The following is a 13,442-nucleotide window of genomic DNA, read 5'->3' on the forward strand; positions in this document are numbered from 1 at the left end:
GCCGAGGACGCGAGTCGGCCGGGAGGCCGGGGTCAGTTCAGTTGACGTAGTCGATGTCTTCGAGGTTGTCCTCCGCCTGCTCTTGGGCGGCCTCGTTCCGGCCGTAGATCTGCGGCGAGTCGACGCCCGTGACGACGATCATCGTGCGCATCTGGCCCTCCAGCTCCTCGTCGATCGAGGTGCCCCAGATGATCCGCGCGTCCGGGTCGATCCGGTCGTAGATCTCCTCGACGACGCCCTCCGCCTCCTCGATGCTCATGTCCGACCCGCCGGTGACGTTGACGAGCGCGGAGTTGGCCCCCGAGATGTCCACGTCGAGCAAGGGGGAGCGGAGCGCCGACTGGACGGACTCCTGGGCCTTGGTGTCGGAGTCGGACTCGCCGAGACCGATCATCGCGACGCCCCCCTTCTCCATGACGGTGCGCACGTCGGCGAAGTCGAGGTTGACGAGGCCGGGCTTGGTGATCAGTTCGGTGATCCCCTTCACCGAGCGCATCAACACCTCGTCGGAGATCTTGAACGCCTGCTTGACGGGGAGTTTGCCGACCGCGTCGAGGAGGCGGTCGTTCGGGACGACGATCACCGTGTCGGCGACGTCGCGGAGGCGTTCGAGCCCCGCCTCGGCGTTCGTCCGGCGGACCTCCCCCTCCGCGGTGAACGGCGTGGTGACGATGGCGATGGTGAGCGCGCCGATGTCGCGGGCGGCCTTGGCGACGACGGGGGCGGAGCCGGTGCCGGTGCCGCCGCCGAGACCGGCGGTGACGAACACCATGTCCGACCCGGAGATGGACTCGCGGATCTCGTCTTGCGACTCGATGGCCGCCTCCTCGCCCACCTGCGGGAGCGACCCCGCGCCGCGGCCCTTCGTCTTCTCTTGGCCCATCAGGATCTTGGTGTCGGCCTCGATGTTGACGAGGTGCTGGACGTCGGTGTTGGCCGCGACGAGCGCCGCGCCGTGGATCCCCTCCTCGGACATCCGGTTGACCGTGTTGCCGCCCGCGCCGCCACAGCCCACCACGGTGATGTTGGTCTGGAGGTCCTCGAGGACGTCCCGGAGCTGTTCGTCCGTCATCTTGCCCGACTCCGCGGGCGCCGACGCGCCCGCCGACTGCCCGTCCGTCGCGTTCGTCGCGGCCCCGTTGGCCGTTTGTGGCTCGCCCTCCCCCTCGGCCTCCTCGATCGCGTCCTCGACGATAGAGTCCATAGTATGACCGCGTTAACGAACCGGACGTTATTATTGTTCCCCATTGTGTCCGACGAGCGTCAGACGGACTCGTCCGGCTCGTCGGCACCTCAGACCGGGAATTCCTCCACTCGCTCGCTCTCGACGGCGGTCGGCGGCACCGTCTCGCCGTTCACCTCGACCGACTCGCCGCCCGCGAGCGCGCCGAACGCCGGTCCCTCCGGGACGCCCAGCGTCGCCGCCTTCTCCGGGTCGAACGCCGCGGTCCGCGCCACCACCGCGTCCGGCCGCCGCTCCACCTCGTCGTGCGTCTCGCGGAGGAGGGCCGCGAGCGCGTCGATCAGGTCGTCGTACGTGCCCGCCGCGTCGGGGGCGTCGGTCCTCCCCGTCCCGTCCGCGCCGTCCGTCCCCGTGTCGGGGAACGCCGCCCGACCCACCGCCTGGGTGCCGTTCTCGCGCGTCTCGAACGCCACCGCCCGGTCGGCGACCGCCGCGCGCGCCCGCTCGGGGTCGACGCCGTGTGCCGCCGCGAGCAGGTCGTCCGGCAGGTCGACGACGGCGTACGCCTCGGATCGGACGGCCCCGAACCGGAGGCCCTCGTCGACCGGCCGGAGGTCGGCCTCTAGCTCCGAAACCAGGTCGAGCGGCCGGTCGTCGACCGCGCGGACCCACGTCTCGCTCACGACGCGGTAGCCCAGGTCGGCGAGCGCGCGTTCGAGCGCCGGGCGGTCGGTCTCCCCCTCCACGAGCGCGAACCGGGCGTCGCTGGCGTCGAACGCCGCCGCCAGCGCGTCGGCGTGCTCCCCGGGGTGGCCCAGTTCCTCCAACTGCCAGTCGGAGGCGACGTGGCCGACGCCCCACGCCGTCTCGCGGAGCACGCGCTCGAACCGCGGGGCGTAGTGGCCGCCGCCCAGCCCCACGAGGTGGCGCGGGTCGTCCGGGTCGCCCGCCGCCGGGGTCGCACCTCGCTCCGGCAGGTCGAGCACCGCCCGCGCCACCGCCGCCGCGCCCGCGGGGTCGTCCCACTGGTCGTCGTCGCTGCCGAGTTCCGCGAACAGCGAGGGGACGGACAGTTCCGTCGGGCCGTGGTGGGTGCACTCGACCGCGACGCCGTAGCCGTCGGGCGCGTGCTCGTCGAACCCCGCGACCAGCGCGCGCTGGACGCCCGGACAGGCCGGCGCGAACGAGCGGTCGGAGCCGCCGTACTCCGCGTCGCCGAAGTTGCCCGTGAAGTGGCACGTGAGGAGCGGCCCGGTGTCGCCCGAGTGCCGCGAGACGAACACGAGGTAGTCGGGCCGCTCGGAGAAGGCGGGCGTCGGGTCGTCGAGGTGGATGTGCATGTCGTCGAACGCGCGGAGTTCGAACGACTCGCCCGCGACGCTCGTCCGGTGGTACGTCCCGCCGCCGTCGGCGTCGGGGCGGTCCTCGTCCTCGCGGGCGGTCCAGTCGGCGGCGAGCAGTCGCTCGCCGATGTGTTCGGACGCGCGGTCGGCGCGCGAGACGACGACTCCTATCACTGGCCGACCGGAGGGGCGGCGGCGCCGAAAAGGAGTCGGTTCCGGTCGGTTCCGCCGACGCGTGCGGCCGGGTGGCCGGGTCAGTCAGCCGACTGCCCGCTCGACCCGCCCCACGCGTCGCGGACGGTGTCGGCGGTCAGCGCCGTGACCCGCCGGAGGTCCTCCTTGCGACGGTAGAGCAGTCCGATCGTCAGCAGGACGTAGAGGACGGAGTAGGCGTGGAGCATGACGATCGAGTACTGCTCGGCCAGCCCCGCGGGGTACGTCTCGATGAGCGCGAACTCGATCACCACCTGTGAGAGGAACAGCCCGAGTAACGTGACCGCCTCCCGTCCGGATATCTTGAAGTTGATCAGGATGGCGAGCGCGAAGAAGCTCTGGGCGGCGGTGAGCCAGATCTCCGCGGCCTGCTTCTCGTCGAACGGGAGGTGACCGTACTGGCCGAGCGAGATGCTGTAGACGATGACGAGCGTCCCGATGAGCAGCGTCCACTGGTTGAGCTTCGAGGAGATGAGCGCGTTGAACGCCGCGGTCGACCGCGCCTTGTTCACGAGGTAGGCGGTGACGACGAGTTCGGGCGACTCCGAGGCCAGCGGCGCGAACCACTGCACCATGAAGAACTCGGGAATGCCGTAGTCGAGACCGATCTGTTCGAGCCCGTGTGCGAACGGTTCGACCGCGGTGAAGATGAGGAAGCCGGAGTAGGCGAACAGGACGAGCACCGCCGGGATCCGGACGTTCGTGGGTCGCGCCTGCAGGTACGCGGGGACGCCGACCTGCTCTTCGACCTCCTCGACGTCGCCGCGGACGATGACCGCGATGTACGCGACGTACAGTCCGACGAGGACGAGACAGTCGACGATGCCGATCCCGTCGCCGATCGGGACGAAGAACGCGTACACCGTCGCCGCGAACAGAAAGAGGATCTCCAGGGCGATGTCGCGGTCGAGTTTGACGTAGTTCGACAGCACACCCTCCTGTCGGACCACGCTGTTGTCGGTGCCGCGCCGCGACTGGTACAGCGAGAACAGCGCGATGCCCGACCAGCCGAGACCGATCAGGATCCGGTTCGCGCCGGTCATGTTCGCGACCGCGAGGTTGGCCGCCGCGGGGTCGTTCGCCGCCTGCCAGGCGTACAGCGCGTCGACGGCGTACTCGGGCGCCACCGCCAGCACCGCCAGCACCGCGATGGCGAACGCGCGTGGAACGTCCTTCTCGGCGGTCTCGGCGCCCCACGCGAGCAGGAACGACGCCGCGAGCACCGACAGGCCGCTCACCGCGACACGCGGGACGGTGGCGAGGCTCCCGACCGTCCCGGTCGCCCAGAAGTACATCCACGGAACGCTCAACAGCACGCCCAAGAAGAGAGCAGTGAGGGGATGGCGAAGGCGTGAAGCCATTACACCAGCGGTGTGCCCGCGGGGGTCTTACAGTTGTCCCTTTCCGAACGCTGACGTTGGGGGGTTAGAGCCCTCGAAAGCAGCGATAGCGTCGATCGAATCCCGGCGCGGCCGCGGCGGCCGACGGCGCGGGATTTATGCGCCGGCTTGCCGCACGGCGGCGTATGGACGTGTACGGCCTGGTCGGCGACCCGGTGGGGCACTCGCTGTCGCCGCCGATGCACGAGGCGGCCTACGACGCCGTCGGGATGGACGCGCGGTACGTCACCTTCGAACCCGACGACGCGGCCGCGGCCGTCGCGGGCGCCGCGGACCTCGGCGTGGCGGGACTCAACGTGACAGTACCGTTCAAGGAGGCGGCCCTCGACGCCGTCGACCCCGACCCGGTGGCCGCGCGCGTGGGCGCAGTCAACACCGTGGACTTCTCGACGGACCCACCGACGGGGACGAACACGGACGTGGCGGGCGTCGAACGCGCGTTCACGCACCACGACGTCGACCCGGCGGGCGCGACGGCGGTGGTCGTCGGCGCGGGCGGCGCGGCGCGGGCCGCGGCGTTCGCGCTCGCGGAGCCGACGGCGGCGCTCCACGTCGCCAACCGCACGGCCGAACGGGCGGAGGCGCTCGCCGCCGACGTCCGCGAGTCGGTCGGCGGCGAGGTGACCGCCGGCGGGCTCGACAGCCTCGCGGAGTCCGTTCCGGACGCGGACCTGCTGGTGAACGCGACGAGCGTCGGGATGGAGACGGACGAGACGCCGGTGCCGGCGGACCTACTCCACGCCGACCTGGCGGTGCTCGACGCGGTGTACGCGCCGCTCGACACCCGGCTGCTACGCGAGGCGCGCGCGGCCGGCGCGACCACCGTCGACGGCGCGTGGATGCTGCTGTATCAGGGCGCCGAGGCGTTCGAGCGGTGGACGGGCGAGGAAGCGCCCGTAGCGGCGATGAACCGCGCGCTCCGGGCCGAGTTGGGCTGAGTTAACGTGATATTTTGCGCTGGTTTTTTAAATAGTGCCATCGTTCTCCCGAGAGAGAATGGAGTTACTGCGGAAGCTAAAGCGCCTGCTGGGCATCGGGCGTACGTCCGAGGAGGACCGCTCACCGGTGGAGACGTCGGTGACGGTCGAGCGGGAGCGCGAGCCGGAGCCCGACGCGGAGAACGAGGCCGCCGTGAAGGGCGAGGAGGAGGAGCTCGACGCCGCGCCCGGCGGGAACGAGGACTCCGCCGCCCCGGTCGACGGGTCCGACGACTCGGTCGACGAGGGGTCGACCGCCTCCGCGTCCACCGACGCGTCGGGGTCGACCGAGTCCGTCGTCGACGAGGAGGGGGCGAACGGGCGGCCGGGGACCGCGGCCGAACCCGCCGAGGCCGCCGGTCCCGGGAGCGACGACATCAGCACCGACGTCGACGACGTCGAACCGAGCGCCGACGCCGAGGAGGCGTCCGTCGCCGACCACGGGGACGACGAGGAGGGCGTCGCCTCGGCCGACACCGACGCGTCGGGGTCGACCGAGTCCATCGTCGACGAGAGCGAGACGAGCGAACAGCCCACCGACGCCGCCGAACCCGCCGAGGCCGCCGGCCCCGCGACCGACGACCCGGACGACCTCGACGCGGATGCCGACGACGCCGCAGGCGACGCTGATGCCGACGACGCCGCAGGCGACGCTGATGCCGACGACGCCGCAGGCGACGCGGACGCCGACGACGCGGGCGACGAGGTGGGCGACGAGGACGGGACGACCACCACGGTCCCCGTGGACGAACTCAAAGGGATCGGGCCGGCGTACGCCGAGCGACTCGCCGAGATGGGGATCGAGACGGTCGTCGACCTCACGGAAGCCGACGCCGCCGCCGTAGCGGAGCGCATCGACGTCTCCGAGAAGCGCGTCTCGCGGTGGATCGACCGCGCGGACGACCGCCAGCGCCGAGAGAACGAGGACGACGCGTAACCGTAACCCGGTCCGAGCCGTCGGTTTTTCCGATCCGTCCTGTGAGGTCGCGTCCGACCGAGCCGCGGGTGCGAGGAGGTGCGGACGGTACCGCGGCGCGACGCCTCGCTCGCGCGGAGCGGAACGGCTTTTCCCCCTCCGACCGGAGCGGTCGGCATGGAGACGGACCCCGACTCCGAGCCCGCGGACGGGCCGTACTACCACGTCGACGGCGAGGTGGTGCCGGTCGACGAGGCGACGGTGTCCGTCCGCGACCGGGGGTTCCTGTACGGCGACGCCGCCTTCGAGACTGTCCGCGCGTACGGCGGGACGCTGTTCCGGTGGGACGCGCACGTCGACCGCCTGTTCGGGACGTGCGAGACGCTCGGGATGCCCGCCGAGTCGACCGGGCTGTCGGCGCTCGGGCTGCGGGCGCGGGTCCGCGAGACGCTCGAAGCGAACGGGTTCGCCGACGCGCGGGTCCGCGTGTCGGTCACGCGCGGGCCGGACGGTGCCGGTGCGGGCGTCGAGACGGGCGGGAACGGCGGCACCGCGTGGGACGGCGGGAGCGTGACGCCGCCCGCGACGGCGAACACCGACCCGACGGTGGTGGTGACGGCGGCGCCGCTCGCCCGCGGCGGGCGCGACGGCGACCCCCCGTGGGACGGTCCCGCGACGCTCCAGACCGCCAAGACCCGGCGCGTCCCCGACCGGTCGGTGCCGACGGACGCGAAGACGCACAGCTACCTCGCGGCGGTGCTCGCGCGCGCCGAGACCCGCGTGACCGACGCCGACGAGGCGGTCCTGCTCGACGCCGACGGGGTCGTGACGGGCTGTGCGGCCGCGAACCTGTTCTTCGTCGCCGACGACGCGCTCCGGACGCCCCCGACGGGGACGGCGTTCCCGGGCGTGGCCCGCGCGACGGCGCTCGACATCGCCCGCGAGGAGGGGTTCCCGGTGGAGACGGGGCGGTACGCACCCGACGACGTGCGCGCGGCCGACGAGGCGTTCGTCACCTCGACGGTCGGCGAAATCCGACCGGTCGGGACGTACGACGGCGTCGAGGTGGGAGGTGGCCCGGTGACGGCGCTGCTCTCGCGGCTGTACGACGAACGGGTCGAGCGGGCGTGTTACGCGGACGGGACCGGCGCGGCGGGCGACGACGCGACGGAGGAGTAGCCGAATCGGGCGACGGCGCCGAACCGACGCGCCCGGAACCCGAACTAGAACTTGACGTTCGACGTCGAGGTGAGGTCCGCCGGGTCGCGTTCGACGCCGCCCGCCGCGACGAACTCGTAGCCGTCGTCGGTGAGGTAGACGTCGCCGTCGCGGACGGTGACGTCGACCCCGTCGAGGTACGCCCCCTCGCAGGGACCGTGGGTGCAGCGACCGGTCGCCCCCTCGAACATCGCGCTGTGGTTCGCACAGACCAACTCGCCGGCGCGTTTGGGCGCACCCGACCCCTTGTCGAGACGGATGTGCGTGAAGTGCATACACCGGTTGATCCAGCCCGCGATCCGGTCGCCGCCGGTGTGTTCGCCGTCGTCATCGTCTTCGCCGTCGTCACCGTCGCTCCCGTCGGCCGTGTCCACCCGCGTCAGAACCGCCTCGTCCGTCTCGCCCGACTCGTCGCGCAGGGTGAAGAGGAACGTCGTGTCCGCGGGGACGTTCTCGACGGCGGTGATGCGTCGTCCGGGGTCCATCGCCCCCGGCTTGGCGACGGGGACGCAAATGTCCTCCCTCCGCGGGGATTCTGACGCGGCGGGACGACGCGACCGGCGGGTGTCGGGTCGGCGGGACGCGCGGCCGGCGCGGGGGGTTCCGCGACCGGCGGAACCCCGGCGCGTGCGTCCGCCTCGGGAGCGCGCCGGTGCTCCGGTCGTCGCTCGAACCCGGAGACGGGGAGACCGGCGGTGTCGACGCGGACGCCGAGACGGACGACGGTCGGTGACTATGGTGAGCGACGGAGAAGTCGTGAGGAAAGGTACCGGTCGTGTCGTACCGCTCGGCGTTCGTGACGACCGGCGCGCAGGAGTAGCGGGAGGTAGATTTGAACTACCGATCTCCGGGTTATGAGCCCGGCGGAATCTCCTGGCTATCCCATCCCGCTACCATATCAAAACCCTCCGTGCCATGTAAGGGTTGTGTTTCGGGTCGCCGCCGTATGCGACTCTCACCCACGCGAGTCACTCGGCGACGCGCCAGGTGAACAGGCTCTCGGCGACGTAGTTGACGGCCATGCCGACGCCGATGCCGGCCGCCCGCGAGACGACGAACCAGCCGTCGACCCCGGCGACGGTCAGCGGGACGGCGAGGCCGCGGTAGACGGCCGTGAACGTGGCCAACTGGACCGCGATGCCGCCGAGCCGGACCGCGTTCGAGCGGGCGAGGCGGCGCGCGGTCGCCGCGAGGCCGCGGGTCCCCTGCTGGGCGAACGTGAACCGGTCGTTGAGCAGGAACATCACGATGACGGCCGTCTCGATGCCCACAGCGGCCGCGAGTTCGGGGAACACCCCGAGTTCCCGCAGCGCCGTCGAGACGGTCAAGTCGAAGACGAAGCCGACCACGCCGACCGAGACGAACTGGCCGATCCGGGCGCCCGACGCCAGCGCCGCGAGCGTCGATTCCCCGTCGGTCCCCGTTTCACCCGCAGGCTCGGAGTCGCGGGCGGCGGCGGACTCCGAGTCCCGCTCGGGTCTCGGCTCGGAGTCGACGAGCGACCCCGACCCCGGGTCGGCGCCGCCGTCGGTCATCCGGCGTCGCCCCCGGTCCCGGTTCCCGTTCCGCTCCCGGTCGCCGGGTCCCGCTCCGGGTCGGGCGCGTCGACGAGCGTCGGCGCGTCGCTCCGGTCGAGCAGGCGGTGGAGCCGGTCGTCGCGGATCAGCCGCGCGCGGTGGCGCGCGACCAGCAGCCCCCGCCCCATGTCGAACGTGTCGCCGACGGGCGAGACGGTCGACCCGGGCTGGTCGACCCACGTCACGGGCACCTCGGTGACCCGCAACTCCAGCGCCGCCGCGACCGCGAGCAGTTCGATGTCCCAGACGAACCCCGGCTCGTAGAGGTGGTCGCGCACCGCCGCCCACGCCTCGGCGCTCAGCGCCTTCGCGCCGCACTGGTAGTCGTACAGTTTCGCGTCGAGGAGCCGGCGGGCGGCCCACGCGAACGCGTCGCCGAGGAGGCGGCGCGCGAGCGTCTGGTGGGAGCGCACGTCGGCGGCGGGGTGGCGGCGCGACCCGACGCCGAGCTCCGCCCCGCCCGTCCGGACGGCGTCGACCACGTCCGCGAGCGAGTCGGCGGGGGTGGCGCCGTCGGCGTCGGCGAACGCGAGCACGTCGGTCGAGAGCGCCTCGAAGCCGGCGGTGACGGCGGCGCCCTTCCCCCGGCGGCGGCGGACGACCCGGCAGTCGACGCCCGGAGGGAGGTCGAGCGCCGGCGGCTCCGCGCCGGGCGGCACGTCGAGTTCGACCCGGATCTCCTCGGGGTCGAGCGTGGCCCGGAGGTCGCGGAGGTAGCCGACGAGGCGGTCGGGTCGGGGTCGGTACGCGGGGACGACGACCCCGACGGTCGGCGACATGCCTCCCCGTACGCGGCGGGGGAGTGAAAAAGCGTCCGAAACCGCGGCCGAGCGGGGCTGACCGGCCGTCGGCGCCGGGGCGCGTCCCAAAAGCGACTTACCCGGGCGGCCGCCTCACACGGTCGATGGAGTACGGTCTCGTCGTCCTGTGGCTGTGCGCGTTCGCCGCGCTCGCGGCGCTCGGTCTCCCCGTGGCGGCGCGGCTGTTCCCCCGCTCGGCCACCGGCGGCGCCGGGTTCGCCCTCCCGCTGTCGCTCGTCGTCGTCGGCGTCGTCGCCTTCTGGGTCGGCCGGGTCGCGTTCGGCGTCCCCGCGCTGCTCGCGGGGCTGGTCGTCCTCGTCGCCCTCTCGGCGCTCGCCGCGTTCGACCGCGGCGCGCTCCGCGACGGGAGGGTCGAACTCGACCCGCGGACCCGCGCGGCCGTCGACCGGCCCGCGGTCGTCGACACCGCGGCCGTGTTCGTCGTCGCGTTCCTCTTTCTGGTCGCCGTTCGGGCGGCCGACCCGGCGGTCCACGCCGCCGGCGGCGAGAAGTTCCTCGACTTCGGCCTGCTCGAGTCGCTGTTGCGCGCCGGGGCGCTCCCCCCCGAGGACGTCTGGTTCGCGGGCGAGCCGGTGCGCTACTACTACGGCGGCCACCTGCTGTCGGCGCTGCTGGCGCTGTTGACCGCGACGCCCGCCCGGTTCGCGTACAACCTCGCGCTCGCGGGCTTTTACGCGACGCTCGTGACCGCCGTCTTCGACCTGTCGGGCGCCGTCGCCGCCAGTCGCGGCGTGTCGCGCCGCGCCGCTGGGCTGCTCGGCGCGTTCGTCGTCGGGGTCGCGTCGAACCTCGCGACGCCCGGCCGCCTCCTCGCCCGCGCGCTCCCGGCCGACCTCCGGACTCTCGCCCTCGACGCCGCCGGCGTCGACGCCGCGGAGGTCGAGGGGGCGTTCTCCTACTGGACCGCGAGTCGCGTCATCCCGGGGACGATAAACGAGTTCCCCCTGTTCGCGTGGCTCAACGGCGACCTCCACGCGCACATGCTCGACACGCCGTTCCTCCTGCTCGCGGCGGCCGTCGCGTTCGCGCTGTTCCGCGCCGGGAGCGCGGACGACTCCGGGTCGGGGACCGAGGCCGGACCCGCGCTCGGGTCCGACGAGCGCCGCCGTCGCCGACTGCTCCTGTTCGGACTCCTCCCGGCGGTCGGCGGGCTACAGGCGGTGATCAACACCTGGAGCGCCCCCGCGGTGTTCGGCGTGGTCTGGGTGGGGCTGACGCTCGCGCGGACGCCGCCGTGGGCGTTGCTCCCGGGGGGACTCCGCGGACGGGTCGAGCGGGCGGTCGACGGCCGCCGCGTTCGAGCGGAACTCGCCCGGCCGGCGGTCGCGCTCGGGCTGGTGGCGCTCCCGGCCGCCCTCGCGCTCGTCGTCGGGGCGCCGTTCCTCCTCGGCGCCGTCGCGGGCGGCGGGAGTTCGCGCGCGCCCGCGCTCGTCACGGCCGACATGCGCTCGTCGCTCGGCGGCCTGCTCGTCGTCCACGGCGCGTTCGCGGCCGCGTTCGGCGCCTACCTGTTCGCCCGCCTCCGCATCGACGCGGCGGGCGCGGGCGGCGGGGTGAGACGGGACGGCCAGCGCGGGACCGGCTGGCTCGAAGCGGCGGTCGCCGTCGGCTCGGTCGCGGCCGTCGCCGCCGCGGGGTTGGTCGTGGGGCTGCCGGTGGTGGGGCTGGCCGCGCCGCTCCTGGTCGCCGGGTGGGTCGCCGCGCGGAGCGGGCGGGCCGGGTTCGAGGCGGCGCTGGTCGTCGCCGGGACGGGGCTGGTGCTGCTGGTCGAGGTGGTGTACCTCAACGAGCAGGCCGGCCCGGGCCGGATGAACACCGTGTTCAAGACGTACGCGCAGGTGTGGCCGCTGTGGTCGGTCGCGGCGGGGGTGGCGCTCGCCGCGTTCCCGCGGGCGGTGCGGCCGACGCTGTGGCCCTCGCCCGACGCTCGCCGAGCGGCCGGGGCGACGTTCGTCGCCCTACTCGTCGTCTCGACCGGGCTGTACGGCGGGCTGGCGCTGTCGAACCACTTCGCGGACGACTACCCCGACGAGCCGACGCTCGACGCGACCGACTTCGTCGCCGAGTACCACGCCGCCGAGGAGCGGCCCATCGACTACCTCGGCGACCTGGAGGGGCAGCCGACGCTGCTGTCGGCGCCGGCGACCGGGACGTACCCCGGCGCGGAGAACCGCTACGGCCACGAGCCGGGGATGTACTCGTGGCAGTCGAGTCCCGCGGCCAGCCTGACGGGCATCCCGACGGTCGCCGGCTGGGAACACGAGGTGGGGTACCGCGGCTCGGCGGCGTACTTCGAGCGGGTTCGCGACGTGGACGCGGCGTACACCGACGCGAACGCCACCGCCGCGGTGCTCCGGGAGTACGACGTGCGCTACGTCTGGGTCGGCCCGGCCGAACGCGCCCGCTACGGCGCCGAGAACGTCCGGCCGTTCGACGCGCTCGCGGGCGTCGACCCCGTAGTCGAGACGCCGGCGGTGACGCTGTACGAGGTGGACGCGTCGGACCTCCCCGAGGGCGAAAGCGAGAACGGGAGCTGAACCGACCCGGTCGGCGTCACACCGAGAGGTCGGTCTTCCCCTTCACCACGTCGAGCGCGTCGGCGTCGATGGTGTCGACGTCGAGCCAGTGGGGGACGAACTCGCGTTTCTCGAACGCCTCGCGCTCGTCCTCCTTGCCGATGGTACACCACAGTTGCGGCTCGTCCGGACCGTGGTAGTCGCCCTGCCGCTGGATCGTGAAGACGACGTACTCCTCACCGTCGTAGTTGATGATCGCGTCGTTGCGCATGTCGACGGCGCCGTGGACGATGAGCGTCTGCATACGCCGCGGTTCCCCGCGTCCGACACTAAGGGTTTCGATGCCGCGAACCCGCCGACGCCGGTGACGCCGCCGGTACCGCCGGCTGCGGCCCGCGGCCGCCGCCCGAACCGCTCACGCTTATCCCCCGAGCCGTCCGATCGGAAGCCGACCGATGTCCACCCTCGCCGAGAAGCGCGTGTTCACGGAACAGGCCGACACGACCCGCGTGCTCGTCGCGAGTTCGCTCGGCGTCGTCGGTGTCTCCGTCTCGGGCGACCTCGTGGGCGAGTTCGGGGTCGACCACCGCTGTACCGCCCGCGACGTCGCCGCCGGCGGCGGCGCGCTCGCGGTCGCAACCGACGAGGACGTCCTCGTCGGCGACTTCCAACCCACGGGTCACGGTCCCGCGGTCGCCGTCTCGCTCGACCGGCGGGCGACCGACGCGGCCGACTCGGACGCCGCCGACCCGGACGCGACCGGCGGGGCGACCGTCCTCGCGGCGGCGCCCGACGGCACCGTCTCGCGGCTGGATGCGGGCGACGACGAGGGGAGCGAGGGCGGGGGCGGAACCGGGGACGACGAGGAGAGCGAGGACGGCGACGGGGCGGCCGACCCCGAGTGGACGGCGCTCGGGCGCGTCGACGACCCGCGCCGGATGGACGGGCCGCTGGTCGCGGCGGCCGACGGCGTCCACCGCGTCGTCGCGGACCGGGTGGAGTACGCCGGTCTCGACGACGCGCGCGACGTCGCGGCGGGCGGCGTCCCGCTGGCGGCCACCGGCGAGGGGCTGTACGCGCTCGGCAACGGGTGGCTGTGCGAACGCGAGTCCGACGGCGACGGGGACGGCGGGTTCCGCGCCGTGACGGCCGACGCGGCGGGCGAGCGGGCGCTCGCGGCCACGGAGGAGGCGGTGTACGAGCGAGCGGACGCGACCGCCGAGTGGGTGCGACACGACGAGTCGGGCGTCGTCGCCGTCGCCGTCGCGGGCGACCTGC

Annotated in this window: 12 protein-coding genes and 1 tRNA gene; 5 read left to right on the forward strand and 8 right to left on the reverse strand. The window is 73.3% G+C overall.

Annotated features, from left to right (window positions below):
* Positions 1 to 37 precede the first annotated feature (37 nt).
* The 3 genes from ftsZ to K933_RS01775 all read right to left on the reverse strand — a co-directional run bounded on the left by ftsZ (position 38) and on the right by K933_RS01775 (position 4,100).
* Positions 38 to 1,204, reverse strand: a complete 1,167-nt coding sequence (gene ftsZ, locus K933_RS01765) for a cell division protein FtsZ (protein WP_023392956.1) — start codon at positions 1,202 to 1,204, stop codon at positions 38 to 40.
* A gap of 89 nt (positions 1,205 to 1,293) precedes the next feature.
* Entirely contained in the window at positions 1,294 to 2,700 is a 1,407-nt protein-coding gene (locus K933_RS01770; RefSeq protein WP_023392957.1) for a D-aminoacyl-tRNA deacylase, read from the reverse strand.
* A gap of 80 nt (positions 2,701 to 2,780) precedes the next feature.
* A complete protein-coding gene (locus tag K933_RS01775; protein WP_049947476.1) occupies positions 2,781 to 4,100 on the reverse strand; it encodes a sodium:calcium antiporter in 1,320 nt (439 codons plus the stop codon).
* A gap of 164 nt (positions 4,101 to 4,264) precedes the next feature.
* On the opposite strand from K933_RS01775, the gene K933_RS01780 reads away from it, so the two are divergent.
* The 3 genes from K933_RS01780 to K933_RS01790 all read left to right on the forward strand — a co-directional run bounded on the left by K933_RS01780 (position 4,265) and on the right by K933_RS01790 (position 7,211).
* Positions 4,265 to 5,077: a shikimate dehydrogenase gene (locus K933_RS01780; protein WP_023392959.1), complete on the forward strand. Its 813-nt coding sequence runs from the start codon at positions 4,265 to 4,267 to the stop codon at positions 5,075 to 5,077.
* Between the two features lie 58 nt (positions 5,078 to 5,135).
* A complete protein-coding gene (locus tag K933_RS01785; RefSeq protein ID WP_049947477.1) occupies positions 5,136 to 6,053 on the forward strand; it encodes a helix-hairpin-helix domain-containing protein in 918 nt (305 codons plus the stop codon).
* 156 nt (positions 6,054 to 6,209) lie between these two features.
* On the forward strand, positions 6,210 to 7,211 hold the full coding sequence (locus K933_RS01790) for an aminotransferase class IV (RefSeq protein WP_023392961.1): 1,002 nt from the start codon (positions 6,210 to 6,212) through the stop codon (positions 7,209 to 7,211).
* A gap of 44 nt (positions 7,212 to 7,255) precedes the next feature.
* Here the strand turns inward: K933_RS01790 and K933_RS01795 are convergent, their stop codons facing one another.
* From K933_RS01795 to K933_RS01810, 4 genes are all read right to left on the reverse strand, one after another.
* Complete coding sequence (locus K933_RS01795; protein ID WP_023392962.1) at positions 7,256 to 7,735, reverse strand: Rieske (2Fe-2S) protein; 480 nt, start codon at positions 7,733 to 7,735, stop codon at positions 7,256 to 7,258.
* A 332-nt stretch (positions 7,736 to 8,067) separates the two neighbouring features.
* Positions 8,068 to 8,142 (reverse strand) — tRNA-Met (locus K933_RS01800).
* Between the two features lie 76 nt (positions 8,143 to 8,218).
* Positions 8,219 to 8,785: a GtrA family protein gene (locus tag K933_RS01805; protein ID WP_023392963.1), complete on the reverse strand. Its 567-nt coding sequence runs from the start codon at positions 8,783 to 8,785 to the stop codon at positions 8,219 to 8,221.
* On the reverse strand, positions 8,782 to 9,606 hold the full coding sequence (locus K933_RS01810; protein ID WP_023392964.1) for a glycosyltransferase: 825 nt from the start codon (positions 9,604 to 9,606) through the stop codon (positions 8,782 to 8,784). Before K933_RS01810 ends, K933_RS01805 begins: the two co-directional genes overlap by 4 nt.
* Before the next feature lie 125 nt (positions 9,607 to 9,731).
* Here K933_RS01810 and K933_RS01815 point away from each other — a divergent pair, with 125 nt between their 5' ends.
* Positions 9,732 to 12,185, forward strand: a complete 2,454-nt coding sequence (locus K933_RS01815) for a DUF2298 domain-containing protein (protein ID WP_023392965.1) — start codon at positions 9,732 to 9,734, stop codon at positions 12,183 to 12,185.
* Between the two features lie 16 nt (positions 12,186 to 12,201).
* On the opposite strand, the gene K933_RS01820 is transcribed toward K933_RS01815, so the two are convergent.
* Positions 12,202 to 12,468 carry an HAH_0734 family protein gene (locus tag K933_RS01820; RefSeq protein WP_023392966.1) on the reverse strand — a complete coding sequence of 89 codons (267 nt, stop codon included), beginning with the start codon at positions 12,466 to 12,468 and terminating at the stop codon, positions 12,202 to 12,204.
* Between the two features lie 151 nt (positions 12,469 to 12,619).
* Between K933_RS01820 and K933_RS01825 the strand changes: the two genes are divergently transcribed.
* Positions 12,620 to 13,442, forward strand: an 823-nt coding sequence (locus K933_RS01825) for an HVO_0234 family beta-propeller protein (protein WP_023392967.1), incomplete at its 3' end; no start/stop codon positions are given.

The sequence above is a fragment of the Candidatus Halobonum tyrrellensis G22 genome, assembly GCF_000495475.1.
Taxonomy (GTDB): domain Archaea; phylum Halobacteriota; class Halobacteria; order Halobacteriales; family Haloferacaceae; genus Halobonum; species Halobonum tyrrellense.

Excerpts from the sequence above, each read along its gene's own strand:
- ftsZ (WP_023392956.1), bottom strand. The coding sequence starts at position 1,204 with ATGGACTCTATCGTCGAGGACGCGATCGAGGAGGCCGAGGGGGAGGGC.
- K933_RS01775 (WP_049947476.1), bottom strand. The coding sequence starts at position 4,100 with ATGGCTTCACGCCTTCGCCATCCCCTCACTGCTCTCTTCTTGGGCGTG.
- K933_RS01780 (WP_023392959.1), top strand. The coding sequence starts at position 4,265 with ATGGACGTGTACGGCCTGGTCGGCGACCCGGTGGGGCACTCGCTGTCG.
- K933_RS01785 (WP_049947477.1), top strand. The coding sequence starts at position 5,136 with ATGGAGTTACTGCGGAAGCTAAAGCGCCTGCTGGGCATCGGGCGTACG.
- K933_RS01790 (WP_023392961.1), top strand. The coding sequence starts at position 6,210 with ATGGAGACGGACCCCGACTCCGAGCCCGCGGACGGGCCGTACTACCAC.
- K933_RS01795 (WP_023392962.1), bottom strand. The coding sequence starts at position 7,735 with ATGGACCCCGGACGACGCATCACCGCCGTCGAGAACGTCCCCGCGGAC.
- K933_RS01805 (WP_023392963.1), bottom strand. The coding sequence starts at position 8,785 with ATGACCGACGGCGGCGCCGACCCGGGGTCGGGGTCGCTCGTCGACTCC.
- K933_RS01810 (WP_023392964.1), bottom strand. The coding sequence starts at position 9,606 with ATGTCGCCGACCGTCGGGGTCGTCGTCCCCGCGTACCGACCCCGACCC.
- K933_RS01815 (WP_023392965.1), top strand. The coding sequence starts at position 9,732 with ATGGAGTACGGTCTCGTCGTCCTGTGGCTGTGCGCGTTCGCCGCGCTC.
- K933_RS01820 (WP_023392966.1), bottom strand. The coding sequence starts at position 12,468 with ATGCAGACGCTCATCGTCCACGGCGCCGTCGACATGCGCAACGACGCG.